This window comes from Streptomyces sp. BR123, assembly GCF_013401435.1.
Lineage (GTDB): Bacteria > Actinomycetota > Actinomycetes > Streptomycetales > Streptomycetaceae > Streptomyces.
Window position 1 is genome coordinate 1 of the sequence record NZ_JACBGN010000073.1, and the last position, 21,387, is coordinate 21,387.

General features: G+C 73.3%; 22 protein-coding genes and 1 riboswitch. Of the genes, 9 read left to right on the forward strand and 13 right to left on the reverse strand.

Annotated features, from left to right (window positions below):
* The 3 genes from HYE82_RS14480 to HYE82_RS14490 form a co-directional block, all read right to left on the reverse strand.
* The coding region (locus HYE82_RS14480) for a thiamine phosphate synthase (protein WP_179174448.1) at positions 1-442 on the reverse strand (442 nt) is incomplete at its 3' end.
* A gap of 78 nt (positions 443-520) precedes the next feature.
* Positions 521-886 carry an Rv2175c family DNA-binding protein gene (locus HYE82_RS14485; protein WP_179174449.1) on the reverse strand — a complete coding sequence of 122 codons (366 nt, stop codon included), beginning with the start codon at positions 884-886 and terminating at the stop codon, positions 521-523.
* Positions 887-1,003: 117 nt separating this feature from the next.
* Positions 1,004-2,269 (reverse strand): NAD(P)/FAD-dependent oxidoreductase, encoded by a 1,266-nt coding sequence (locus tag HYE82_RS14490; protein WP_179174450.1) that lies wholly within the window; start codon positions 2,267-2,269, stop codon positions 1,004-1,006.
* A gap of 101 nt (positions 2,270-2,370) precedes the next feature.
* Positions 2,371-2,483: riboswitch (TPP riboswitch) on the forward strand.
* Here HYE82_RS14490 and thiO point away from each other — a divergent pair.
* From thiO to HYE82_RS14515, 5 genes are all read left to right on the forward strand, one after another.
* Positions 2,481-3,665, forward strand: coding sequence for a glycine oxidase ThiO (gene thiO, locus HYE82_RS14495; protein WP_179174451.1), 1,185 nt, complete (start codon positions 2,481-2,483; stop codon positions 3,663-3,665). It overlaps the preceding riboswitch by 3 nt.
* Complete coding sequence (gene thiS, locus HYE82_RS14500; RefSeq protein ID WP_179174452.1) at positions 3,662-3,862, forward strand: sulfur carrier protein ThiS; 201 nt, start codon at positions 3,662-3,664, stop codon at positions 3,860-3,862. Before thiO ends, thiS begins: the two co-directional genes overlap by 4 nt.
* Positions 3,863-3,867: 5 nt before the next feature.
* The gene (locus HYE82_RS14505; RefSeq protein WP_179174453.1) at positions 3,868-4,662 is read left to right on the forward strand and encodes a thiazole synthase; all 795 of its coding nucleotides are present in this window, start codon (positions 3,868-3,870) and stop codon (positions 4,660-4,662) included.
* 310 nt (positions 4,663-4,972) lie between these two features.
* Positions 4,973-6,883, forward strand: a complete 1,911-nt coding sequence (pknB, locus tag HYE82_RS14510) for a Stk1 family PASTA domain-containing Ser/Thr kinase (protein WP_179174454.1) — start codon at positions 4,973-4,975, stop codon at positions 6,881-6,883.
* Positions 6,884-6,897: 14 nt separating this feature from the next.
* A complete protein-coding gene (locus HYE82_RS14515) occupies positions 6,898-7,779 on the forward strand; it encodes a deoxyribonuclease IV (RefSeq protein ID WP_256987229.1) in 882 nt (293 codons plus the stop codon).
* Between the two features lie 20 nt (positions 7,780-7,799).
* Here HYE82_RS14515 and HYE82_RS14520 read toward each other — a convergent pair whose 3' ends face one another.
* Complete coding sequence (locus HYE82_RS14520; protein ID WP_179174455.1) at positions 7,800-8,432, reverse strand: sulfite oxidase-like oxidoreductase; 633 nt, start codon at positions 8,430-8,432, stop codon at positions 7,800-7,802.
* Between the two features lie 173 nt (positions 8,433-8,605).
* On the opposite strand from HYE82_RS14520, the gene bfr reads away from it, so the two are divergent.
* Entirely contained in the window at positions 8,606-9,085 is a 480-nt protein-coding gene (gene bfr, locus HYE82_RS14525; RefSeq protein ID WP_179174456.1) for a bacterioferritin, read from the forward strand.
* A gap of 33 nt (positions 9,086-9,118) precedes the next feature.
* On the opposite strand, the gene HYE82_RS14530 is transcribed toward bfr, so the two are convergent.
* Positions 9,119-9,367: a bacterioferritin-associated ferredoxin gene (locus HYE82_RS14530; protein ID WP_179174457.1), complete on the reverse strand. Its 249-nt coding sequence runs from the start codon at positions 9,365-9,367 to the stop codon at positions 9,119-9,121.
* Positions 9,368-9,548: 181 nt separating this feature from the next.
* A complete protein-coding gene (locus tag HYE82_RS14535) occupies positions 9,549-10,904 on the reverse strand; it encodes a class II 3-deoxy-7-phosphoheptulonate synthase (protein WP_179174458.1) in 1,356 nt (451 codons plus the stop codon).
* A gap of 284 nt (positions 10,905-11,188) precedes the next feature.
* Between HYE82_RS14535 and HYE82_RS14540 the strand changes: the two genes are divergently transcribed.
* Positions 11,189-13,099, forward strand: a complete 1,911-nt coding sequence (locus tag HYE82_RS14540) for an anthranilate synthase family protein (protein WP_179174459.1) — start codon at positions 11,189-11,191, stop codon at positions 13,097-13,099.
* A 39-nt stretch (positions 13,100-13,138) separates the two neighbouring features.
* On the opposite strand, the gene HYE82_RS14545 is transcribed toward HYE82_RS14540, so the two are convergent.
* The 6 genes from HYE82_RS14545 to HYE82_RS14570 form a co-directional block, all read right to left on the reverse strand.
* Complete coding sequence (locus HYE82_RS14545; RefSeq protein ID WP_179174460.1) at positions 13,139-13,417, reverse strand: hypothetical protein; 279 nt, start codon at positions 13,415-13,417, stop codon at positions 13,139-13,141.
* A gap of 70 nt (positions 13,418-13,487) precedes the next feature.
* Positions 13,488-14,492, reverse strand: coding sequence for a 2-hydroxyacid dehydrogenase (locus HYE82_RS14550; protein WP_179174461.1), 1,005 nt, complete (start codon positions 14,490-14,492; stop codon positions 13,488-13,490).
* A gap of 80 nt (positions 14,493-14,572) precedes the next feature.
* Complete coding sequence (locus tag HYE82_RS14555) at positions 14,573-15,601, reverse strand: 6-phosphofructokinase (protein WP_179174462.1); 1,029 nt, start codon at positions 15,599-15,601, stop codon at positions 14,573-14,575.
* Between the two features lie 165 nt (positions 15,602-15,766).
* Complete coding sequence (locus HYE82_RS14560; protein WP_179174474.1) at positions 15,767-16,411, reverse strand: response regulator transcription factor; 645 nt, start codon at positions 16,409-16,411, stop codon at positions 15,767-15,769.
* A 59-nt stretch (positions 16,412-16,470) separates the two neighbouring features.
* Positions 16,471-17,679 (reverse strand): MacS family sensor histidine kinase, encoded by a 1,209-nt coding sequence (gene macS / locus HYE82_RS14565; RefSeq protein WP_179174463.1) that lies wholly within the window; start codon positions 17,677-17,679, stop codon positions 16,471-16,473.
* Between the two features lie 111 nt (positions 17,680-17,790).
* Positions 17,791-18,522: a 1-acyl-sn-glycerol-3-phosphate acyltransferase gene (locus HYE82_RS14570; RefSeq protein ID WP_179174475.1), complete on the reverse strand. Its 732-nt coding sequence runs from the start codon at positions 18,520-18,522 to the stop codon at positions 17,791-17,793.
* Between the two features lie 380 nt (positions 18,523-18,902).
* On the opposite strand from HYE82_RS14570, the gene HYE82_RS14575 reads away from it, so the two are divergent.
* Both HYE82_RS14575 and HYE82_RS14580 read left to right on the forward strand, forming a co-directional pair.
* Positions 18,903-19,685: a carboxylesterase gene (locus HYE82_RS14575; RefSeq protein ID WP_179174464.1), complete on the forward strand. Its 783-nt coding sequence runs from the start codon at positions 18,903-18,905 to the stop codon at positions 19,683-19,685.
* On the forward strand, positions 19,678-20,262 hold the full coding sequence (locus tag HYE82_RS14580) for a hypothetical protein (RefSeq protein ID WP_179174465.1): 585 nt from the start codon (positions 19,678-19,680) through the stop codon (positions 20,260-20,262). Before HYE82_RS14575 ends, HYE82_RS14580 begins: the two co-directional genes overlap by 8 nt.
* 123 nt (positions 20,263-20,385) lie before the next feature.
* On the opposite strand, the gene HYE82_RS14585 is transcribed toward HYE82_RS14580, so the two are convergent.
* Positions 20,386-21,315: an endonuclease/exonuclease/phosphatase family protein gene (locus tag HYE82_RS14585; RefSeq protein ID WP_179174466.1), complete on the reverse strand. Its 930-nt coding sequence runs from the start codon at positions 21,313-21,315 to the stop codon at positions 20,386-20,388.
* Positions 21,316-21,387: the final 72 nt, after the last annotated feature.

Genomic DNA, 21,387 nt, shown 5'->3' on the forward strand with positions numbered 1-21,387 from the left:
CCGCCGAGCCGGGCTTGGTGGGGGTGGGCCAGCAGGGGCCCGTGCAGAAGTAGTCCACGCCCGGCTCGGCGGCCGCGGCGTCGACCTCGGACTCGGCGTGGCAGGAGCGGCCGATCAGCGCTTCCTCGCCGAGGACGGCGCGGGCGGCCGGCACCGGGATGTCGCCCTGCCCGAGGTGCAGGACGTCGGAGCCGATGGCGTGCGCGACGTCGGCGCGGTCGTTGACCGCGAGGAGCTTGCCGTGCCGGCGGGCGGCCTCGGCGAACACCCGGAGGTGGTCGAGCTCCTCGGCCGCCTCCATGCCCTTGTCGCGGAGCTGGACGATGTCCACCCCGCCGGCGAGCACCGCGTCGAGGAACTCGGGGAGGTCACCCTGCCGCTTGCGGGCGTCCGTGCACAGGTAGAGCCTGGCGTCGGAAAGCTGCCGGGCGTTCGAGGACATGGGTACCCCCTGGTGGGCGCAGAGAACGCGGGCCGCACGTGGCGGCCCGCGTTCCTTGGACGGATCGGTCGGCTGGGGTCAGAGGGCGAGCGCCTGGGCGCGGCGCTTGACCTCCGTGCCGCGATTCTCGCGCAGCGCCTGCACGGGGGTACCGGGCAGGGTGTCGTCCGCGGTGAAGAGCCACTCCAGCATCTCCTCGTCGGAGAAGCCGTCGTCGCGCAGCACCGTGAGCAGGCCGGTGAGGCCCTTGACGAGCTTGGTGCCGTCGATGAAGTCGGCGGGGACCTGGAGGGTGCGGTTCTCGCCCCGGCGGACGGCGATCAGCTGACCTTCCTTGACCAGCTGGCGGACCCGGGTCACCTCGACGTCCAGCATCTCGGCGATGTCGGGCAGGTGGAGCCAGGCGGGGACAAGGGCATCGATCTTGGTGTCAATCTCGGTCACGGCACAAGCCTGCCACCTCCCGCCCGCTGCCGGTACCCGGGCCGATCCGTACGGGGCTCCCCGGCCGTACGGGCACCCCGGCGCGGCCCGGGCGCGCCGTCCGGGCGCTCCGCCGCGCTACTGCGGGGCGGCCACGGCCGACTTCAGCGGGGTGGCGGGATCGGCCAGCCGGCCTGGGTCGACGGCGGCGCCGGTCTCGATCAGCTTGCGGCCCTGGGCGAGGTCCCGCGGCCGGCCCACGGCGAGGATCGCGACCAGCGACCCGGCCCGCAGCCAGCACACCGACCACGCCTGCCCGCCGGGGTCGCCGCGCCACAGCAGGGTGTCCGCGTCCGCGTGGTGGCCCGCGTACTGGACGAACCGCCCGAACTGCTCGGACCAGAAGTACGGGACCGGGTCGTAGACCTGGAGCGCGGCCCCGGCGGACGGCTCGGCCCCGGCCTCGGCCTCGGCCTCGGCCAGGATGTTCGCCGCGACCACCCGCGGCCCCTGCAGCGCGTTGTCCCAGTGGTGCACCAGCAGCCGCGCCCCGTAGCGCGCCGAGGGGAACGAGGCGCAGTCGCCGACCGCGTACACCCCCGGCAGGGAGGTCCGCAGGTACGCGTCCGCCGTGACCGAGCCGTCGGCGCCGAGTTCGACGCCCGAGCCGGCCAGCCAGCGGGTGGCGGGCCTCGCCCCGATGCCCACGACGACCGCTCCGGCGGGCAGCTCCCGGCCGTCCGCGAGCAGCACCCGCCCGGACTCGACCGAGGCGACCCTGGCGGAGGTCAGCAGGGCGGCCCCCACCTCCTCGTACCAGCCGGCCATCGGCGCGGCGACCTCCGCCGGCAGTGCGCCCGCGAGCACCCGGTCCGCGGCCTCGACCACCGTCACCGCGCAGCCCGCTTCCCGGGCCGCGGTCGCGAACTCCGCGCCGATCCACCCGGCGCCGACGACCACGGTCGCCGGGGTCCGGGCCAGCACCGGCCGCAGCCGGGCCGCGTCGTCCAGGGTGCGCAGCAGGTGCACGCCGGGGACGCCCTCGGCGCCGGGCAGGGTCAGCGGTTCGGCCCCGGTCGCCAGGACCAGGACCCCGTACGGGACCGGGCCCGCCTCGGTGTCCAGCTCACGGTCGGCGGCCCGCAGCCCGGTCACCTCCACGCCGAGCCGGAGTTCGATGCCCAGGCCCTCGAAGTCGACGTCGAAGGCGGAGTCCTCGGCCTTGCCGAGCAGGACCGCCTTGGACAGCGGGGGCCGGTCGTAGGGCTGGTGGGGTTCGGCGCCCAGCAGGATCACGGGGCCGGTCCAGCCCTGCTCGCGCAGGGCGACCGCGGTCTGCACGCCTGCCATTCCGGCGCCGACGATGACGACGCCGCTCTCGGTGTGTTCGGTCTGCTCGCTCACGCAGCCCACCCTAGTCAGCAGGGATCGGTGAGGGAGGGTGCACCGGCGGCCGCGTCCCGGCTCTCTCCCGCCGCCCGGAGCGGAACGGCTACTGTGGCCACCGTACCTATCGCGGGAGCCCGGGCGCACCGGGCTGAGAGGGAGGCTGGCCGGCCTCCGACCGTCCGAACCTGATCCGGGTCATGCCGGCGAAGGGAGGGGCTGGACGCCCATGCACTCATCCAAGGGATCCGCGTCAGCCGCGGGATCCGACGTCCTCGTCATCGGGGGCGGGATCATCGGCCTGGTCACCGCCTGGCGGGCGGCCCGGCGCGGGCTGCGCACCGCCCTCGCCGACCCGGCCCCCGGCGGCGGCGCCGCCCGGGTCGCGGCGGGCATGCTCGCCGCCGTCACCGAACTGCACTACGGCGAGGAGACCCTGCTGGGCCTCGGCCTCGCCTCCGCCGCCCGCTATCCGGGATTCGCCGCCGAACTCGCCGACGCCAGCGGCGGCATGGACATCGGCTACCGCGCCTGCGGCACGCTCGCCGTCGCCCTCGACGCCGACGACCGGCTCCACCTGCGCGAGCTGCACGCCCTGCAGCGCCGCTGCGGCCTGGACTCCGAGTGGCTCACCGGCCGCGAGTGCCGGCGCCTGGAGCCGATGCTCGCCCCGGGCGTCCGCGGCGGCCTGCGCGTGGACGGCGACCACCGGGTCGACCCGCGGCAGCTGGCCGCCGCCCTGCTGGCCGCCTGCGAGCGCGCCGGCGTCGACATCCGCCGGGCGAGCGCCGAACGGCTCGTGGTCACCGCCGACCGGGCGGCCGGCGCCGTGCTCGACGACGGCACCGAGCTGTACGCCGACCAGGTGGTGCTGGCCGCGGGCTCGCTCAGCGGCCGGCTGGCGGGCGTCCCCGAGGAGGCGCTGCCGCCCGTCCGGCCGGTGAAGGGGCAGGTCCTGCGGCTCGCTGTGCCCGCCCCCTTCGCGCCGTTCCTGTCGCGGACCGTACGGGCCGTCGTCCGCGGCAGCCACGTGTACCTGGTGCCCCGCGAGAACGGCGAACTCGTCATCGGCGCCACCAGCGAGGAACTCGGCTGGGACACCACCGTCACCGCCGGCGGGGTGTACCAACTCCTGCGCGACGCACATGAGTTGGTGCCCGGCATCACCGAACTGCCGCTGACCGAGACCCTCGCCGGCCTGCGGCCCGGCTCCCCCGACAACGCCCCGCTGCTCGGCCCCACCGCCCTGCCCGGACTCCACCTGGCCACCGGGCACTACCGCAACGGGGTGCTGCTCACCCCCGTCACCGGCGACGCGATGGCCGAACTGCTCGCCACCGGCGCCCTGCCGGAAGCCGCCCTGCCCTTCAGCCCGCGCCGCTTCTCCCCCGCACGTCAGGAGTCGTACGCATGACCATCTCCGTCAACGGCGAGCCGCGCGAACTCGCGCCCGGCACCACCCTCGCCGCGGTGGTCGCCACCCTCACCACCGCCCCCTCCGGGGTCGCGGCCGCGCTCAACGAGGCCGTGGTCCCGCGCGGGCAGTGGCCGCACACCGCGGTCGGCGACGGCGACCGGGTCGAGATCCTGACCGCGGTCCAGGGAGGCTGAACACGGTGGCGGACGACGCATTCCTCCTCGGCGGCCGGACCTTCTCCTCCCGCCTGATCATGGGCACCGGCGGAGCACCCAGCCTCGAAGTGCTGGAACACGCCCTGATCGCCTCCGGGACGGAACTCACCACGGTCGCGATGCGCCGGCTCGACCCGGCGGTCCGGGGCTCCGTCCTGGGTGTCCTCGACAAGCTCGGGATCGCGGTCCTGCCCAACACCGCGGGCTGCTACACGGCCGGCGAGGCCGTGCTGACCGCCCGGCTCGCCCGGGAGGCGCTCGGCACGGACTGGGTCAAACTGGAGGTCATCGCCGACGAGCGGACGCTCCTCCCGGACGGGGAGGAGCTGCTGGCCGCCGCGGAAACCCTGGTGGACGACGGTTTCACGGTGCTGCCGTACACCAACGACGACCCCGTGCTGGCCCGGAAGCTGGAGGATGCCGGCTGCGCGGCCGTCATGCCGCTCGGCTCGCCCATCGGTTCGGGCATGGGCATCCGCAACCCGCACAACTTCGAGCTCATCGTGGAGCGGTCGGGCGTGCCGGTGATCCTGGACGCGGGTGCGGGAACCGCCTCGGACGTGGCGCTGGCGATGGAACTCGGCTGCGCCGGGGTCATGCTGGCGTCGGCGGTGACGCGGGCGCAGGTGCCGGTGCTGATGGCTGCCGCGATGCGGGATGCGGTTTCGGCGGGCCGGCTGGCCTTCCGCGCGGGCCGCATCCCCCAACGCCGCTTCGCCCACGCCTCCTCCCCCGCGGAGGGCCGCGCCACACTGGACCCCGAACGCCCGGCCTTCTGACTGCCCGGACCCTCCCCCGGACTTCGTCCGGGGGGACCCCCACGGACGCTTCCCCGGTGCGCTCAAACTCCCCCAGCTACCGCTGGGAGGTGCCCCCAGCGCGGGCTGGAGAATCCGACCTCGCCGGCGTTTGAGGCGCGGGGTCCGCGGGCGGAGCCCACGGTTTCGGGAAGGGTCGGGGAGGGGAACGGCTCCGCGCAGCGGCAGCAGGACGGCGGCGGCAAGGCAGCGGGGTGGGACGCGTCACAGCTGTGCTGCAAGGCACAGCCACCCACGGCCCGCGCAGCAGACCGGCTCGTAGGATGGCCGGGTGGACACGACCCTGGATGACCCGCTCGTAGGGCAGACGCTCGACGGCCGCTACCGCATCGACGCCCGCATCGCGGCAGGCGGCATGGCCACGGTCTACCGGGCCCTGGACACCCGCCTCGACCGCATCCTCGCCCTGAAGGTGATGCACCCGGCGCTGGCCGCGGACGCCGCCTTCGTCGACCGGTTCATCCGCGAGGCGAAGTCCGTCGCCCGCCTCGCGCACCCCAACGTGGTCGCCGTCTTCGACCAGGGCACGGACGGCCCGTACACGTACCTGGCCATGGAGTACGTCTCCGGCTGCACCCTGCGCGACGTGCTGCGCGAGCGCGGGGCGCTCCGGCCGCGGGCGGCGCTGGACATCCTGGAACCGGTCCTGGCGGCGCTCGGTGCCGCGCACCGGGCCGGGTTCGTGCACCGGGACATGAAGCCCGAGAACGTCCTGATAGGCGACGACGGCCGGGTGAAGGTCGCCGACTTCGGACTGGTCCGGTCCGTGGACACGGTCACCAGCACCACCGGCGCGGTCCTCGGCACGGTCTCCTACCTCGCCCCCGAGCAGATCGAGAACGGGGTCACCGACACCCGTGTCGACGTGTACGCCTGCGGTGTGGTGCTGTACGAGATGCTGACCGGCGACAAGCCGTACACCGGCGGCACCCCCGCCCAGGTGCTGTACCGGCACCTGCACGAGGACGTTCCGCCTCCGTCGGTGGCGGTTCCCGGGCTGGCCGCGCCGCTGGACGAACTGGTCGCGCTGGCCACTGCCCGCACTCCGGACCTGCGCCCGTACGATGCCGCGGCCTTCCTGGGGCTGACCCTGGACGCCCGGAGCCGGCTGACCGACGCCGAGTTGGACGCCGTGCCGCCGCAGAGCCGGGCCGAGGAGCGGTCGTCGGCGGAGGACCGCACGAGCGTGGTCCCGCGGGTCCCGGCGCCGCAGCCGGTGGAGCACACCTCCCTGCTGGTGGCGCCGCTGCCCGTCGACGGCGAGGAGCCGCCGGCACAGCCGGCGCCGTCCCGCTCCCGGCGCGGCCCGCTGCTGGTCCTCGCCGCGCTGCTGCTGATCCTCGGCGTCGGAACCGGCGTCTGGTACATCAGCTCCGGCCAGTTCACGAAGGTCCCCAACCTGCTCGGCAAGACCGAGGCCGAGGCCCGGTCCGAACTGTCGGCGGCCGGCCTCGGCGTGAAGCGGGTCGACCGGAAGTTCAGCGACGCCTTCGACCGCGGCACGGTGATGGACAGCGACCCGCAGGGCGGCAAGCGGATCCGCGGCAACGGCGCGGTGGTGCTGACCGTCTCCCGCGGCCCGGCGGTCGTGGTGGTGCCCGACGTCAAGGGCCGCCCGCTGGAGGAGGCGAAGGCGGAGCTGACCAAGAGCGGTCTGGCCCCGGGCATCGTCACGCAGGCGTTCAGCCAGGAGGTGCCGCAGGGTTCGGTGATCTCCACCAACCCGGACGGCGGGCAGAAGCGGGCGCCCGACACCGCGGTGTCGATCACGGTCAGCAAGGGCCGGCCGGTGCCGGTGCCGAGCGTGACGGGGCGGCCCGTGGACCAGGCCCGGGCGGCGCTGCAGGACCTCGGCCTGAAGGTGGAAACGGCGGCCGACGAGATCAACTCGCCGTTCCCGGCCGGTACGGTCGCCAACCAGTCGGTCGGCGCGGGCGCGCAGGCCGCGGCCGGCGACACGGTCGTGCTCACGCTCTCCAAGGGGCCCCGCCAGATCCCGGTGCCGAACGTGACCGGCCAGGAGGCGGACGTGGCCCGCAAGACCCTGGAGGCGGCCGGGTTCAAGGTGAAGGTGGAGCGCCCGTTCCTGTCCTTCAGCAGCACCGTGGACGCCCAGTCGGTGCTCGGCGGCCAGACGGCTCCCGAGGGCAGCACGATCATCCTGCGCACCAAGGGGCTGTAGCGGGCGTGGAGGGCATGGAGGGCATGGAGGAGCAGGCCGGGCGCAATCCCGTGGGCGGGCACGTGCCCGTGGCGGGCGGGCTGGCGTCGGTGGGGCTGTCGTACGCGCGTGAGCTGGCGGCCGAGGCGGTGCAGGTCTTCGTGGCCAATCCGCGCGGCTGGGCCACCCCGGCCGGGAACCCGGCCCAGGACGAGCTGTTCCGGGCCGGCTGCGAGGCCGGGGCGATCCCGGCCTACGTGCACGCCCCCTACCTGATCAACTTCGGCTCGCACACCGAGGCGACGGTGGAGCGGTCGGTGGAGTCGCTGCGCCACTCGCTGCGCCGGGGCCGGGAGATCGGCGCCCTGGGGGTGGTCGTGCACACCGGGTCGGCGACCGGGGGCCGGGCGCGCGAGGCAGCGTACGCGCAGGTCAGGGAGCACATGCTGCCGCTGCTGGACGAGCTGGTGCACGACGACGACCCGCTGCTGCTGCTGGAGTCCACGGCCGGACAGGGCTCCTCGCTGTGCTCGCGGACCTGGGACTTCGGCCCGTACTTCGACGCGCTCGACCACCACCCGAAGCTGGGCATCTGCCTGGACACCTGCCATGTCTTCGCCGCCGGGCACGACCTGGCGGAGCCGGGCGGCGCCAAGCAGACGCTGGACCTGCTGGTGGACGCGGTGGGCGAGGGGCGGCTGAAGCTGATCCACGCCAACGACTCGAAGGAAGGCGTGGGCGCGCACAAGGACCGCCACGCCAACATCGGGCAGGGCCGCATCGGCCGGGAGGCGTTCGGGGAGCTGTTCGCGCACCCGGCGACGGAGGGGGTGCCACTGATCATCGAGACCCCGGGCGGCAAGGAGGGGCACGCGGCCGATGTGGCGCTGCTGAAGGAGCTGCGCGCCCTGCACTGACCGGGGGCGGCGTACGGCCGCTACAGCTCGGGGCCGTCCCCCGGCTCCTCCTGGTACGAGTAGCGCTGTTCGCGCCAGGGGTCGCCGATGTTGTGGTAGCCCCGCTCCTCCCAGAACCCGCGGCGGTCGGCGGTCATGTACTCGACGCCGCGGACCCACTTCGGGCCCTTCCACGCGTACAGGTGGGGCACGACGAGCCGCACCGGGAAGCCGTGTTCGGCGGTGAGCAGTTCACCGCCCTGGTGGGTGGCGAAGACGGTCCGCTCGGAGGCGAAGTCGGCCAGCCGCAGGTTGGAGCTGAAACCGTACTCGGCCCACACCATCACGTGGGTGACCTGCGGCGCCGGCGGGGCGAGGGCGAGGATCTCGCGGGCGAGGACGCCACCCCATTCGGCCCCCACCATGCTGAACTTCGTCACGCAGTGCAGGTCCGCCACGACCGACTCGAAGGGCAGGGCCGTGAACTGCTCGTGGTTCCAGCAGTGCTTCTCGCCGTCGGCGGTAGCGCCGAAGACACGGAACTCCCAGCGTTCCGGCTTGAACTTGGGCACGGGCCCGTAGTGGGTGACCGGCCAGCCCCGCTGAAGCCGCTGCCCCGGTGGAAGCTCCAGCTGCTCTGCTCCCGGAGATTCCCGGCTTTCCGGCTGACCCATGACTCCATGGTGACAGACGCGGCGGGGTGGTCATGACCAGGGCGCGGACTGATTCGGACATGTCATGGCAACTCCCACTAAGGAGGCACTTACTGGACGGCCTCCGGTGGCGGTGCAAGGATGCGCGCAACCGAACCGTCACTTGCTGACTTTGCCTGGAAGGAGCCTCTGCGATGCAGGGCGACCCCGAGGTCCTCGAGTTTCTGAACGAGCAGCTGACCGGCGAGCTCACGGCGATCAACCAGTACTGGCTCCACTACCGGATCCAGGACAACAAGGGTTGGACCAAGCTCGCCGAGTACACGCGTTCCGAGTCCATCGACGAGATGAAGCACGCGGACAAACTCACCGAGCGCATCCTGATGCTCGACGGGCTCCCGAACTACCAGCGCCTCTTCCACGTGCGGGTGGGCCAGACCCTGACCGAGATGTTCCAGGCGGACCGCCAGGTGGAGGTCGAGGCGATCGACCGCCTCAAGCGGGGGATCGAGGTGATGCGCGGCAAGAGCGACATCACGTCGGCGCGCCTGTTCGAGGAGATCCTGGCGGACGAGGAGCACCACATCGACTACCTCGACACGCAGCTGGAACTCATCGACACCCTCGGCGAGCCGCTCTACATCGCCCAGCTGATCGAGCAGCCGGAGAGCTGACCGGGAGTCGGCGCAGGCCGGGCGGCCGGGCTGCTAGGCGACTTCGGCGAGCTCCGGGGCGGGCGCCAGGACGGACGCCGCCCGGCCCTTCTCCAGCAGCTCGCGGCGCGGGCAGGCCCCGCGGCCGAGGAGGCCCTGGATGGTGCGCACGCAGGAGCCGCAGTCGGTGCCGGCCTTGGTGGCGGAGGCTATCTGGCGGGGGGTGCAGGCCCCGGCAGCCGCGTGTTCCTTGACCTGCTGGTCGGTGACACCGAAGCAAGAGCAGACGTACACGCGGTTCACCTCCCGGTCAGGAACGCCCTCGGAAAAGCCATCCCCTATTCGGTGAGGCTTACCTAACCTTACCGAAAGTCGGGGTGGCCGAAAAGTCCCCGGTACGGCTGTGGGGCGCGGATCACATCGATCCGCGCCCCACTGTCACGAGGTGCTCACCGGGCGCCGCCGGGGCGGCACAACGTGCCTGTCACTGGTCGCGGTACATCTCGGCGACGAGGAACGCCAGGTCCAGGGACTGGCTGCGGTTCAGGCGGGGGTCGCAGGCCGTCTCGTAGCGCTGGTGCAGGTCGTCGACGAAGATCTCGTCGCCGCCGCCCACGCACTCGGTGACGTCGTCACCGGTGAGCTCGACGTGGATGCCGCCCGGGTGGGTGCCCAGCGCCTTGTGCACCTCGAAGAAGCCCTTGACCTCGTCGAGCACGTCGTCGAAACGTCGCGTCTTGTGGCCGGAGGCCGCCTCGAAGGTGTTGCCGTGCATCGGGTCGGTGACCCAGGCCACCGTCGCACCCGAGGCCGTGACCTTCTCGACCAGCTCGGGGAGCTTGTCGCGGACCTTGTCGGCGCCCATGCGGACGACGAAGGTCAGCCGGCCGGGCTCGCGGTCCGGGTCGAGGCGGTCGATGTACGTCAGCGCCTCGTCCACCGTCGTGGTGGGGCCGAGCTTGATGCCGACCGGGTTGGCGATCTGCGAGCAGAACTCGATGTGCGCGTGGTCCAGCTGGCGGGTGCGCTCACCGATCCAGACCATGTGGCCGGAGGTGTCGTACAGCTTGCCGGTGCGCGAGTCGGTGCGGGTCAGCGCGCCCTCGTAGTCGAGCAGCAGCGCCTCGTGCGAGGAGTAGAACTCCACCGCCTTGAACTCGGCCGGGTCGGTGCCGCAGGCCTTCATGAAGTTCAGCGCGTTGTCGATCTCCCGCGCGAGCTGCTCGTAGCGCTGCCCGGACGGGGAGGACTTCACGAAGTCCTGGTTCCAGGCGTGCACCTGGCGCAGGTCGGCGTAGCCACCGGTGGTGAAGGCGCGCACCAGGTTCAGCGTCGACGCCGACGCGTGGTACATGCGCTTCAGCCGCTCGGGGTCCGGGACGCGGGCCTCTTCGGTGAAGTCGAAGCCGTTGACGGAGTCGCCGCGGTAGGTCGGCAGGGTCACGCCGTCGCGGGTCTCGGTGTCCTTCGAGCGCGGCTTGGAGTACTGGCCGGCGATCCGGCCGACCTTGACGACGGGCACGGAGGCCGCATACGTCAGGACGGCACTCATCTGCAACAACGTCTTGAGCTTGGCGCGGATGTGGTCGGCGGACACGGCGTCGAAGGCCTCGGCGCAGTCGCCGCCCTGCAGCAGGAACGCCTCGCCCTTGGCGACGGCGCCCAGACGGGCACGCAGCTGATCGCATTCGCCCGCGAAAACGAGCGGAGGATACGACTCGAGGTCCGCGACGACAGCGCGCAGGGCCTCGGCATCGGGGTACGAAGGCTGCTGCGCCGCGGGCAGGTCTCGCCAGGTCGCCTTGGCGGCGGGGGCGTGGGTTTCAGCGTTCACGGTCACACCTACACATTAAGGGCTCACACCTCGCGTCCAGCCGGATGACCACCAGGTGAGACAGACGTCTCCCACCCCGTCACCCGCCCCCGGCGCGGCGCCGCGTGGGCTAGGGTTCGTCCCGTGTACGCGTACTCCTGCCGCACCTGGTGGTGGACCGCTCCCGGCGGCCCGCCTCTCTCGCGTACCCACTGACACGAGCGACACGAAGGCCGCCCCGAGGGGCGGCCTTCGGTGGTTTCCGAGGCCCGGCCGCCCCTCCACTGTCCCGGAAGGACGACCGACCACCCATGGACCACTCCCAGAACAGCAGCCGGCTGCTCGACCTGCTCCGCGACGACTGCCCTCCCTTCGCCCTGCTGCGCCGGCGCACACCCGGCCGCGACCACGACACCGTCGAGGTGCTGCTCGGCCCGGTCCACGAGGCCGAACGCCTCGCCGACCTGCCCGTACGCAATCTGCCGACCCTGGCCCTGGTGCCGTTCCGGCAGATCCGCGAGCGCGGCTTCGACGTCCGCGACGACGGCACCCCGCTGGCCGTGCTGGCCGCCGAGGAGGCGTACGAGGTGCCGCTCGCGGAGGCGCTGGCCGTGCTGCCCGCCCACCCGGTGCGGGTCGAGGACGGCGGCTTCGACGTCCCCGACGAGGAGTACGCGGCCACCGTCCGGCGGGTCGTCGAGGACGAGATCGGCCGCGGCGAGGGCGCGAACTTCGTCATCCGCCGCACCTTCCGGGGCCGGATCGACGGCTTCGGGCGGGCCGACGCGCTCGCGCTGTTCCGCCGGCTCCTGCTGGGAGAGCGGGGGGCGTACTGGACGTACGTCGTCCACACGGGCGGGCGCACCCTCGTGGGGGCGAGCCCCGAGGTGCATGTGCGGATGGCCGGGGGCACCGTCGTGATGAACCCGATCAGCGGGACGTACCGCTACCCGGCCGGCGGCCCGACCGTCGAGTCGCTCCTGGCCTTCCTCGGCGACCGCAAGGAGACCGAGGAGCTGTCGATGGTCGTCGACGAGGAGCTGAAGATGATGTGCACGGTCGGCGACCGCGGCGGGGTCGTCGTCGGGCCGCGGCTCAAGGAGATGGCGCACCTCGCGCACACCGAGTACGAGCTGCGCGGCCGGTCCTCGCTCGACGTGCGGGAGGTGCTGCGCGAGACGATGTTCGCCGCCACGGTCACCGGCTCGCCGGTGCAGAACGCCTGCCGGGTGATCGAGCGGTACGAGGCCGGGGGCCGCGGCTACTACGCGGGGGCGCTGGCGCTGCTGGGCGTGGACGCGGCCGGGGCGCAGACCCTGGACTCGCCGATCCTGATCCGGACGGCTGACATCGCCGCGGACGGCGCCCTGCGCGTGCCGGTGGGCGCGACGCTGGTCCGGCACTCGGACCCGGTCGGCGAGGTCGCCGAGACGCGCGCGAAGGCGGCCGGGGTGCTGGCCGCCCTCGGGGTCCGGCCGGCGGCGCCCGGGCCGGCCTTCGAGGGGGCGGGGCCGGCGGCGGACCCCCGGGTGGCGGCGGCGCTGGCCGCCCGCCGCCGGGACCTGGCGCCGTTCTGGCTGCGGATGCAGGAGCAGCCGGCGGCCGCGGCCGGGCACTGCCTGGTGGTGGACGGGGAGGACACGTTCACGGCGATGCTGGCCCATGTGCTGCGGGCCGCGGGCCTGTCGGTGACGGTGCGCCGCTTCGACGAGCCGGGGCTGCGGGAGGCGGCGCTCGCGCACGAGGGGCCGATCGTGCTGGGCCCGGGGCCGGGCGACCCGGCGGACGCCTCCGACCCGAAGATGCGGCTGCTGCGCGGGCTGGCGCGGGAGCTGCTGGCGGGGCACACGGGCGGGCTGCTCGGGGTGTGCCTGGGCCACGAGCTGATCGCGGCCGAGCTGGGGCTGCCGCTGGTCCGCAAGGCGGAGCCGGCGCAGGGGGCGCAGGTGGAGGTCGACCTGTTCGGCGCCCGTGAGGTGGTCGGCTTCTACAACACGTTCACGGCGGCCTGCGACGCCGAGGCCGAGGCGGAGCTGGCCGCGCACGGGGTGGAGGTCGCCCGGGACACCGCCACGGGCGAGGTCCACGCCCTCCGGTGCGCGGCACGCGGCTTCGCCGGCGTCCAGTTCCATCCGGAGTCGGTCCTGACGCTGCGCGGCGCGGAGCTGCTGCCCGCGCTCCTGCTCCTGTCGGGCGTCCGCGACACGGCCGGCCGGGCCTGACCCGCCGCCCCGCCCGCCCGGACGCGGGGGCCGGAGGGCCTACGCCGGCTCCGGGCGGCGGGAGCGCAGGCCGCGGACGAGCTGCCAGCCGAGCACCGGGCCCAGCGGCAGCAGAACGTACACCAGCAGGTCGATCCGGCCGAGGGCGAGGACGGCGGGGACCGGCGCGCTCAGCAGCCGGTCCCCGAAGGTCAGCCACGGGCCGGTGCGGTGTCCGGGCTCGGCGCGCAGGGCGGGCCGCAGGGCCCGGACGGCGTACCCGAGTTGGACGAGGGCGAGGGCGAGCAGCAGCCACCGGAGGGCGAGGGGGATGTCCACGGGCCGAATCTAGAGCGTGATCACCGGAGCGGGAAGGCCGGAGCGCGATCAGGTGCGGCGGTCGGGGTGGTCAGGTACCGTCCGGGGCCGGGCAGAGGGTGTTCTCGGAGGTGCGGCCGGCGAGGTAGTCGGTGACGTTGCGCACCGTGGCGTCGATGATCTGGCCGACCGCGTCGTGGGTGTAGTACGCCTGGTGGGAGGTGACGACCACGTTCGGGAAGGTGATCAGCCGGGCCAGGGTGTCGTCCTGCACCGGCTCCAGGGACCTGTCCGTGTGGAAGATCCCGGCCTCCGCCTCGTAGACGTCCAGGCCGACGCCGGTGAAGCGCCCGGCCCGCAATTCGGTGACCAGCGCGTCCGTGTCGACGAGCCCGCCCCGGCTGGTGTTCACGAGGATCGCGTCGTCCTTCATCATCCGCAGCGCCACGGCGTCGACGAGGTGGTGCGTGTCGTCCAGCAGCGGGACGTGGAGGCTGATCAGGTCGGCGGAGGCGAACAGGTCGTCCTTGTCGGTGTACTTCATGCCGAGGTGCAGGCAGGCCGGGTTCTCCACGGCGTCCCAGCCGAGCAGGTTCATGCCGAAGCCGTGGGCGATCCGGGTGAAGGCCTCGCCGATCCTGCCGGTGCCGAGCACGGCCGCGGTGCGGCCGTGCAGGTCGCGGCCCATCAGCCCGGTGAGGCGGAAGTCGAAGTCCCGGGTGCGGCGGGAGGCGCGGACGATCCGCCGGTCCACGGCCAGGGCGAGGGCCCAGGCGAACTCGGCCACCGCGTAGGGGGAGTAGGAGGACACCCGGCTCACCGTCAGCCCGAGCCGCCGTGCGACGTCGAGGTCGATGTTGTTGAAGCCGGTGGACCGCTGGGCGATCATCTTCGTCCCGCCGCCGGCCAGGGCCCGCAGCACCCGGCCGCCCAGGTCGCCGTTCACGCTCGACGAGACGACCTCGTACCCGGCGGCGATCGGGGCGGTGTCCTCGTCGAGGACGACCTCCAGGCAGCGCACCTCGTGCTGCCCCGCGAACGCCTTTTCGAGCAGCGGCTTCTCTTCGCTCGGCACCCCGAATGCCAGGATTTCCACGTTCGCTCCCGCTGCGCGTAGAGATCGGACCATGGGCCGTCTGCCACGATACGGCCCACGCCCCTCCCGTGCGCCCCGGCTCAGCCGAAGAACACGCCCGCCTCGCGGTAGAGCGCCGGGTCCACCGTCTTCAGCTTCGCCGTCGCCTCCGCGAGGGGTACGCGCACGATGTCCGTCCCCCTGAGGGCGACCATGGTGCCGAAGTCGCCGTCGTGCACGGCGTCGACGGCGTGCAGTCCGAACCGGGTCGCGAGCCACCGGTCGAACGCGCTCGGCGTGCCGCCGCGCTGGATGTGGCCGAGCACCGTCGTCCGGGCCTCCTTGCCCGTACGGCCCTCGATCTCCTTGGCCAGCCACTCGCCCACGCCGGACAGCCGGACGTGCCCGAAGGAGTCGGTGGTGGCGTCCTTGAGCACCAGCTCCCCGTCCGTGGGCACGGCCCCTTCCGCGACGACCACGATCGGCGCGTAGCTGGCCTTGAACCGGGAGGTCACCCAGGCGCACACCTGGTCGACGTCGAAGCGCTGCTCGGGGACGAGGATGACGTTGGCGCCGCCCGCGAGCCCCGAGTGCAGGGCGATCCAGCCGGCGTGCCGGCCCATCACCTCGACGACCAGGACCCGCATGTGCGACTCGGCGGTGGTGTGCAGCCGGTCGATGGCCTCGGTGGCGATGCCGACGGCCGTGTCGAAGCCGAAGGTGTAGTCGGTCGCCGACAGGTCGTTGTCGATGGTCTTCGGGACGCCGACGCAGGGGACGCCGTACTCCCCGTACAGCTTGGCGGCCACGCCCAGCGTGTCCTCGCCGCCGATCGCGATGAGTGCCTCGACCTCGTGCTTGGCGAGGGTCTCCTTGATCCGGCGGACGCCGTCGTCCTGCTTGAACGGGTTGGTGCGCGAGGAGCCGAGGATCGTTCCGCCGCGCGGCAGGATGCCGCGGACGGCGGGGATGCCGAGCGGGACGACGTCCCCGTCGACCGCTCCGCGCCAGCCGTCCTTGAATCCGGCGAACCCGAAGCCGTACTCCTGTACGCCCTTGCGGACGACGGCGCGGATGACCGCGTTGAGCCCGGGGCAGTCGCCGCCGCCGGTCAGCACTCCGACCTTCATGGAATCTCCCTTCGCCACAGGGCCGCACAGGCCCGCATGACGGTCACGCTAGTGGTGACGCAGGTCACACCCAGGGCTCCGGGAGGGGCAATTCCGGTGGAATTGCGGGGCGTTGCGTCCGCCCGTTCACTCGTACGAGGACGTAAGTACGACGTACGGCACCGCTTACGCGTCGTCGAGCCCGCGCTCTATCGCGTACCGGACGAGCTCCACCCGGTTGTGCAGCTGCAGCTTGCCCAGGGTGTTCTGGACGTGGTTCTGCACCGTCCGGTGGGAGATGACGAGCCGCTCCGCGATCTGCTTGTACGACAGCCCCTTGGCCACGAGCCGCAGCACCTCGGTCTCCCGGTCGGTCAGCCGGGGGGCGGTCGGCTCGTCGGGGGCCGCGGGCACCGGGTCGGTGGCCAGCCGCCGGTACTCGCCGAGGACCAGCCCGGCGAGGCCCGGCGTGAAGACGGGGTCGCCCGCGGCCGTGCGGCGCACGGCGTCGATCAGCTCCTGGGCGCCCGCGGACTTCATCAGGTAGCCGGTGGCTCCGGACTTGACCGCTTCCAGGACGTCAGCGTGCTCGCCGCTCGCGGACAGGACGAGGACCCGCAGGGCCGGGTTGGCGCCGACGAGCTCCTTGCAGACCTGCACCCCGGGCAGTCCGGGCAGGTTGAGGTCGAGGACGAGGACGTGGGGGGCGGCGGCGCGGGCGCGGCGCACGGCCTCGTTGCCGTCGCCGGCGGTGGCGACCACGGCGAAGCCGGCGGCGGCGAGGTCGCGGGCGACCGCGTCCCGCCACATCGGGTGGTCGTCGACGACCATCACCTTGATCTCGCCGAGCTCGTTCTGCCCGTTCGGCCGGTTCGCCTCGATGGGCTGGGTCACTGGGTCCTCCCCCTGGGTACTTTCAATTCCACTTCGGTGCCCTGCCCGGGGACGGACACCAGCTCGGCGGTACCGCCGAGGTCGCGCAGCCGGCCGCGGATGGACAGGGCCACGCCCATCCGCCCCTCGCCCTCGGCCTGGTCGAGACGGCCCGCCGGGATGCCGGGGCCGTCGTCGCGGACGGTCACGATCACCTCGTCGCCCCAGTCCTCGATCAGGATCCAGGCGCGGGCGCCCTCGCCGGCGTGCTTGCGCACGTTGTCCAGGGCGGCGCCGACGGCGGCGGCCAGCTCCCGCGCCGCGGGCGACGGCAGCAGGACGGGCGTGCCCGGCTCGGCGAAGCTCACCTTCGCGCCGGCGTGCGGGGCGAGCAGGGTCCGCAGGTCCGTCTCGCCCTCGTCGCCGCCGGGCTCCTCCACCTCGTAGGCGTCCACCAGCGCGCCGAGCGACTCGTCGCGGGAGACCCTGGAGGTGTGCACGAGCCCGCTGGAGACCAGGCTGCGCAGTGCGACCTCCTGCTCCCCGGCCATCCGGCCGATTTCGGCGGCCTCGCCGCCCAGCTCGGTGCCGCGCCGCTGGACCATGGCGAGGACCTGGAGGACCCCGTCGTGGATGTCGCGGGCCAGGCGTTCGCGCTCTCGGGTGGCGGCCTCGATCTCCAGGGCGCGGGCGAGGGTGGCCTCACTGGCCCGGGCGACCTCGACGACGTACCCGATGGCGACGGAGGCGACCCAGACCAGCAGGACGTTGTGGACGGTGTCGCGGGTGGGCTCGCCGCGCTGGACGATGTTGGCGACGGCCACGATGCTCGACGCGATGCAGGCCCACCGCCAGCCGCCCTTGAGCGCGAAGCCGAGGACGGCGCCCGCGGTCCAGATGGTGGGCAGGGTGGGGCCGCCCGCGGTGATCCGCTCGTGGGTGTCGGCGAGCGGGGTCAGCAGGATCCCGACGAGGGCGACGGTGAGGTCCGCGACGAGGAACTGCTTGGTGCACACGGCGGCACCGGACACCTTGCGCCGGGTGGCGAGCGTCCACCCGGAGAGACAGGCGAGGTAGGCCGCCGCGACCCAGGGCCGGTCGAAGTCGCGGTACGCCGAGGCGAACAGCAGCACCGCGTAGACCATGGTGATCAGCCGGTATGCGGTCAGCGCCCGCCACAGCGGCTGCTCGACCGACATGCGCACGACGCGCTCGCGTTTCGCCATCTCCCCACCCCTTGCGGGCGGTCCCGCCCCGTTCGCCGCCGCCCGGCCCGGCCCCGCCGGGGCCGGGCCCGTCCGCGTCCGCTCCGCTACTCCGCGTTCTTGTCCGCGGCGCTACTCCGCGTTCTTGTCCGCGGCGGCCTTGGCGGCCTTCGCCGCCTCCTTCTCGGCCTTCTCGGCCTCGGCGATCTGGCGCTTGGCCGCCGTCGCGTAGATGTCCACGTACTCCTGGCCGGACAGCTTCATGATCTCGTACATGACCTCGTCGGTCACCGAGCGGAGGATGAAGCGGTCGCCGTCCATGCCCTTGTAGCGGCTGAAGTCCAGCGGCTTGCCGATCCGGATGCCGGGGCGCATCAGCTTGGGGACGACCTTGCCGGGCGGCTGGATCTTCTCCGTGTCGATCATCGCCACGGGGATCACGGGCGCTCCGGTCGCCAGGGCCACCCGGGCCAGGCCGCCGGGCTTGCCGCGGTAGAGGCGGCCGTCGGGTGAGCGCGTCCCCTCCGGGTAGATACCGAACAGCTCCCCGCGCTCGATGACCTCGATGCCGCTCTTGATGGCGGCCTCGCCGGCCCCGCGGGCGCCGGAGCGGTCCACCGGGAGCTGGCCGACGCCCTTGAAGAAGGCGGCCGTCAGCTTGCCCTTCACGCCCGGGGAGGTGAAGTACTCGGCCTTCGCGATGAAGGTCACCTTCCGGTCGAGGACGGCGGGCAGGAAGAACGAGTCCGAGAAGGACAGGTGGTTGCTCGCCAGGATCGCCGGCCCCTCGGCGGGGATGTTCTCGAGGCCCTCCACCCACGGCCTGAAGGCGAGCTTCAGGGAACCCCCGATGGAGAACTTCATTGCGCCGTAGATCAACTCGAAAGCCTTCCTGTGTCCTGTCGAACAGACCTTAACCGTTCTTGAGGAGCGAGCGGGAGCGAGTCGCCGTGCCGGGACCCGCGCTCGGCCGGACGCCCCGAGCGGTGTCGGGTGTCCTGGTGGTCCGCGTTCGCTCCGCGTCCGGCGCGCGCGGATCTTCCGGGGTGCAGCCGTCGAGGAGCCCGGGCGCCCACGCGTCTGCACCGGAACGCGCCCGTGCGCCCTCTCTCCCGCCGGCGGTCCCCGGCTCCCGGCTCGTACCGAGGGCGTGCGACGGCCCTGGTCGGTGCCACTCCGGTCGCGTACGGTGAAGTCACACAGCGCTACGCACCCCCATGCCCCCCTTGACTAAGGAGACCCCGGTGCACGTCCTCCCTGGAGCCGAGCCGTTCCGCCACGAGGGCGGAGAGGTCGGCGTACTCCTGTGCCACGGCTTCACCGGCTCCCCGCAGTCGCTGCGCCCATGGGCCGAGTACCTCGCCGAGCGGGGCCTCAGCGTGTCGCTGCCGCTGCTTCCGGGACACGGGACTCGCTGGCAGGACATGCAGCTCACCGGCTGGCAGGACTGGTACGCGGAGGTGGACCGGGCGCTGCGGGAGCTGTTGGACCGGTGCAGCCGGGTCTTCGTGTTCGGGTTGTCGATGGGCGGTGCGCTGACCCTTCGGCTGGCGGCGAAGCACGGTGATGCGATCAGCGGCATCGTCCTCGTCAACCCGGCCAACAAGCTGCACGACCCGCTGGCGTTCGCTCTTCCGGTGGCCAAGCACTTCGTGCGGTCGACGCCGGGCATCGCGAGCGACATCGCCAAGCCGGGCTCGGAGGAGGTCGGCTACGACCGGGTCCCGACCCGGGCCGCGCACTCCCTGCGGGACTTCCTGCGGCTCGTGGACGGCGATCTGCCGCAGGTGACGCAGCCGGTGCTGCTGCTGCACAGCCCGCAGGACCATGTCGTCCCGCCGGTCGACTCGGCGCGGATCCTGTCGCGGATCTCGTCCACGGACGTCACCGAGACGCTGCTGGAACAGAGCTACCACGTGGCGACGTTGGACCACGACGCGGAGCGGATCTTCGAGGACAGCTACGCGTTCGTCGGACGGCTCGCACAGGGCGTCGTCGGCAGGGAAGGGGCGGCCAGCGGTGGCTGAACAAGAGGAGTCCCCGGGGGGCGTTCCCCCGCTGGACGAGGAAGCGGCGTGGGCGGCGATCGTCGCCGGGTACGGGCAGGAGCCGCCCGACCCGCCGGGCGCGCGGCCGTTCCGCCCGATCGAGAACCTGATGCTGCCGGAGGAGGACGTGGAGCCGCTGCAGCCGGAGGACTCCGAGGAGCCGAAGGCGCCGGAGGAGGGGGAGGAGGGGGAGGAGGCCTCTCCCCCTCCGCTCGGCAGCTCGGTGCTGTTCGCCCCTGGCGTCGGCCTGGCCGGCTCCGGGCCCCGGGACCACTCCCTGGCTGATCCGGACAACGCCGACGAGGCGGACGAGGGCCACTTCGTGCAGCCCGAGCCGGAGCTGCCGCCCGCCGACACGACGGCGAAGTTCGCGTGGCTGGCGGTGGTCGGCGGGCCGGTGCTGCTGCTGCTGGCCGTCCTGCTGCAGTGGGACATGACCTGGTGGCTCACGACGCTGGGCATCGGCGGCTTCCTCGGTGGCTTCGCCACCCTGGTCGCCCGCATGCAACAGGGCGACGACGAGGACGACGACCCGGGCCGCGGCGCAGTGGTCTGACCCCCGCGCCCCTGGGGGCGGGGGACCCTGCGCCCCCGGGGCGCGGGGAACTGCGCGCTCGACCGAGAACGACCCGGACCCGGGGCGCACGGCGGTGTCCCGGGGGCGCGGGGACATGCGCGATCAGCCACCGGCGGCCCGCGCCGGATCCGCCGGCAGGCGCAGCGCCGCCAGCACCGGCAGATGATCACTCGCCGCGGCGAGATCGGCATCCGAAACCCCGTCCAATCCCACCGGCACGCCACACCCCAGCACCTCCACGCCCGGCGTCGCGAACACCGCGTCGATCCGCCGCGGCACCCCACCCCGGACGAACGTGTGCTCGCCGCCCCACGGCGCCACGGCCCTGCAGTCCTGCAGCGCTCCGGCGAGCCGCCGGAAGACCGCCCCGTCCGGGGACTCGTTGACGTCCCCCGCGGCGATCCCGTGCGGCAGCGCATCCCGAACATCCGCCGCATCCGGCGCCTCCCGCGCACCCCCGGCCCCGAGCCGCGCCAGCAGCTCCTCCGCGTGCGCCCGCCGCTCCCCCGCCTCCAGCGGCAGGTGGGTGCTGAGCACGGCGACCCGGGCGCCCCCGAACCGGACCACGGCGGTGGCGAAGCCCCTCCGGTGCAGGCCGGGGGTGAGCGGCAGCAGCACGTCCTCGGTCCGCTCGACGAAGGCCCGCAGGGAGCACAGCAGCAGCGGCCCGGCGGCGGTGGCGCCGCCCGACAGGACGACGAGGTCGCTCTTGGCGGCGAGTCGCGCCGCGTGCTTGCGCCAGCGGAAGAACCGCGGGGCTTCCTGGACGAAGACCAGGTCGGGGGCGCAGGCGCGGATGACGCGGGCGAGCGCGTCCTCGTCGTCGCGCAGCGAGCGGATGTTGTAGCTGAGGACGCGGATGACGGCGGAGCCGTCGGCCTCGGTCCGGGACCCGGGCAGGTCCGGCAGCGCGGGCCGGTCCGGCACCACGGGCGGATCCGGCAGTGCGGGCCGTGCAGGCTGTGCGGGCTGTGCGGGCCGTGCGGCCTGTGCGGGCCGTCCGGGAAGACGTGAACGCGAAGTCAGGTCCATACCCCGCAACATAACCACCCTGCCCGCCGTGCCCCAGAGGGCGCGGCGGGCAGGGTGCGGGACAGCGGCGGC

What these genes read in the sequence shown, in the direction of transcription:
- thiO (WP_179174451.1), top strand. Translation starts at nt 2,481, where the DNA reads ATGCACTCATCCAAGGGATCCGCGTCAGCCGCGGGATCCGACGTCCTC.
- HYE82_RS14585 (WP_179174466.1), bottom strand. Translation starts at nt 21,315, where the DNA reads ATGGACCTGACTTCGCGTTCACGTCTTCCCGGACGGCCCGCACAGGCC.
- HYE82_RS14555 (WP_179174462.1), bottom strand. Translation starts at nt 15,601, where the DNA reads ATGAAGGTCGGAGTGCTGACCGGCGGCGGCGACTGCCCCGGGCTCAAC.
- HYE82_RS14520 (WP_179174455.1), bottom strand. Translation starts at nt 8,432, where the DNA reads ATGGGTCAGCCGGAAAGCCGGGAATCTCCGGGAGCAGAGCAGCTGGAG.
- macS (WP_179174463.1), bottom strand. Translation starts at nt 17,679, where the DNA reads ATGGCGAAACGCGAGCGCGTCGTGCGCATGTCGGTCGAGCAGCCGCTG.
- HYE82_RS14560 (WP_179174474.1), bottom strand. Translation starts at nt 16,411, where the DNA reads ATGGTCGTCGACGACCACCCGATGTGGCGGGACGCGGTCGCCCGCGAC.
- HYE82_RS14540 (WP_179174459.1), top strand. Translation starts at nt 11,189, where the DNA reads ATGGACCACTCCCAGAACAGCAGCCGGCTGCTCGACCTGCTCCGCGAC.
- bfr (WP_179174456.1), top strand. Translation starts at nt 8,606, where the DNA reads ATGCAGGGCGACCCCGAGGTCCTCGAGTTTCTGAACGAGCAGCTGACC.
- thiS (WP_179174452.1), top strand. Translation starts at nt 3,662, where the DNA reads ATGACCATCTCCGTCAACGGCGAGCCGCGCGAACTCGCGCCCGGCACC.
- HYE82_RS14515 (WP_256987229.1), top strand. Translation starts at nt 6,898, where the DNA reads ATGGAGGGCATGGAGGAGCAGGCCGGGCGCAATCCCGTGGGCGGGCAC.
- HYE82_RS14570 (WP_179174475.1), bottom strand. Translation starts at nt 18,522, where the DNA reads ATGAAGTTCTCCATCGGGGGTTCCCTGAAGCTCGCCTTCAGGCCGTGG.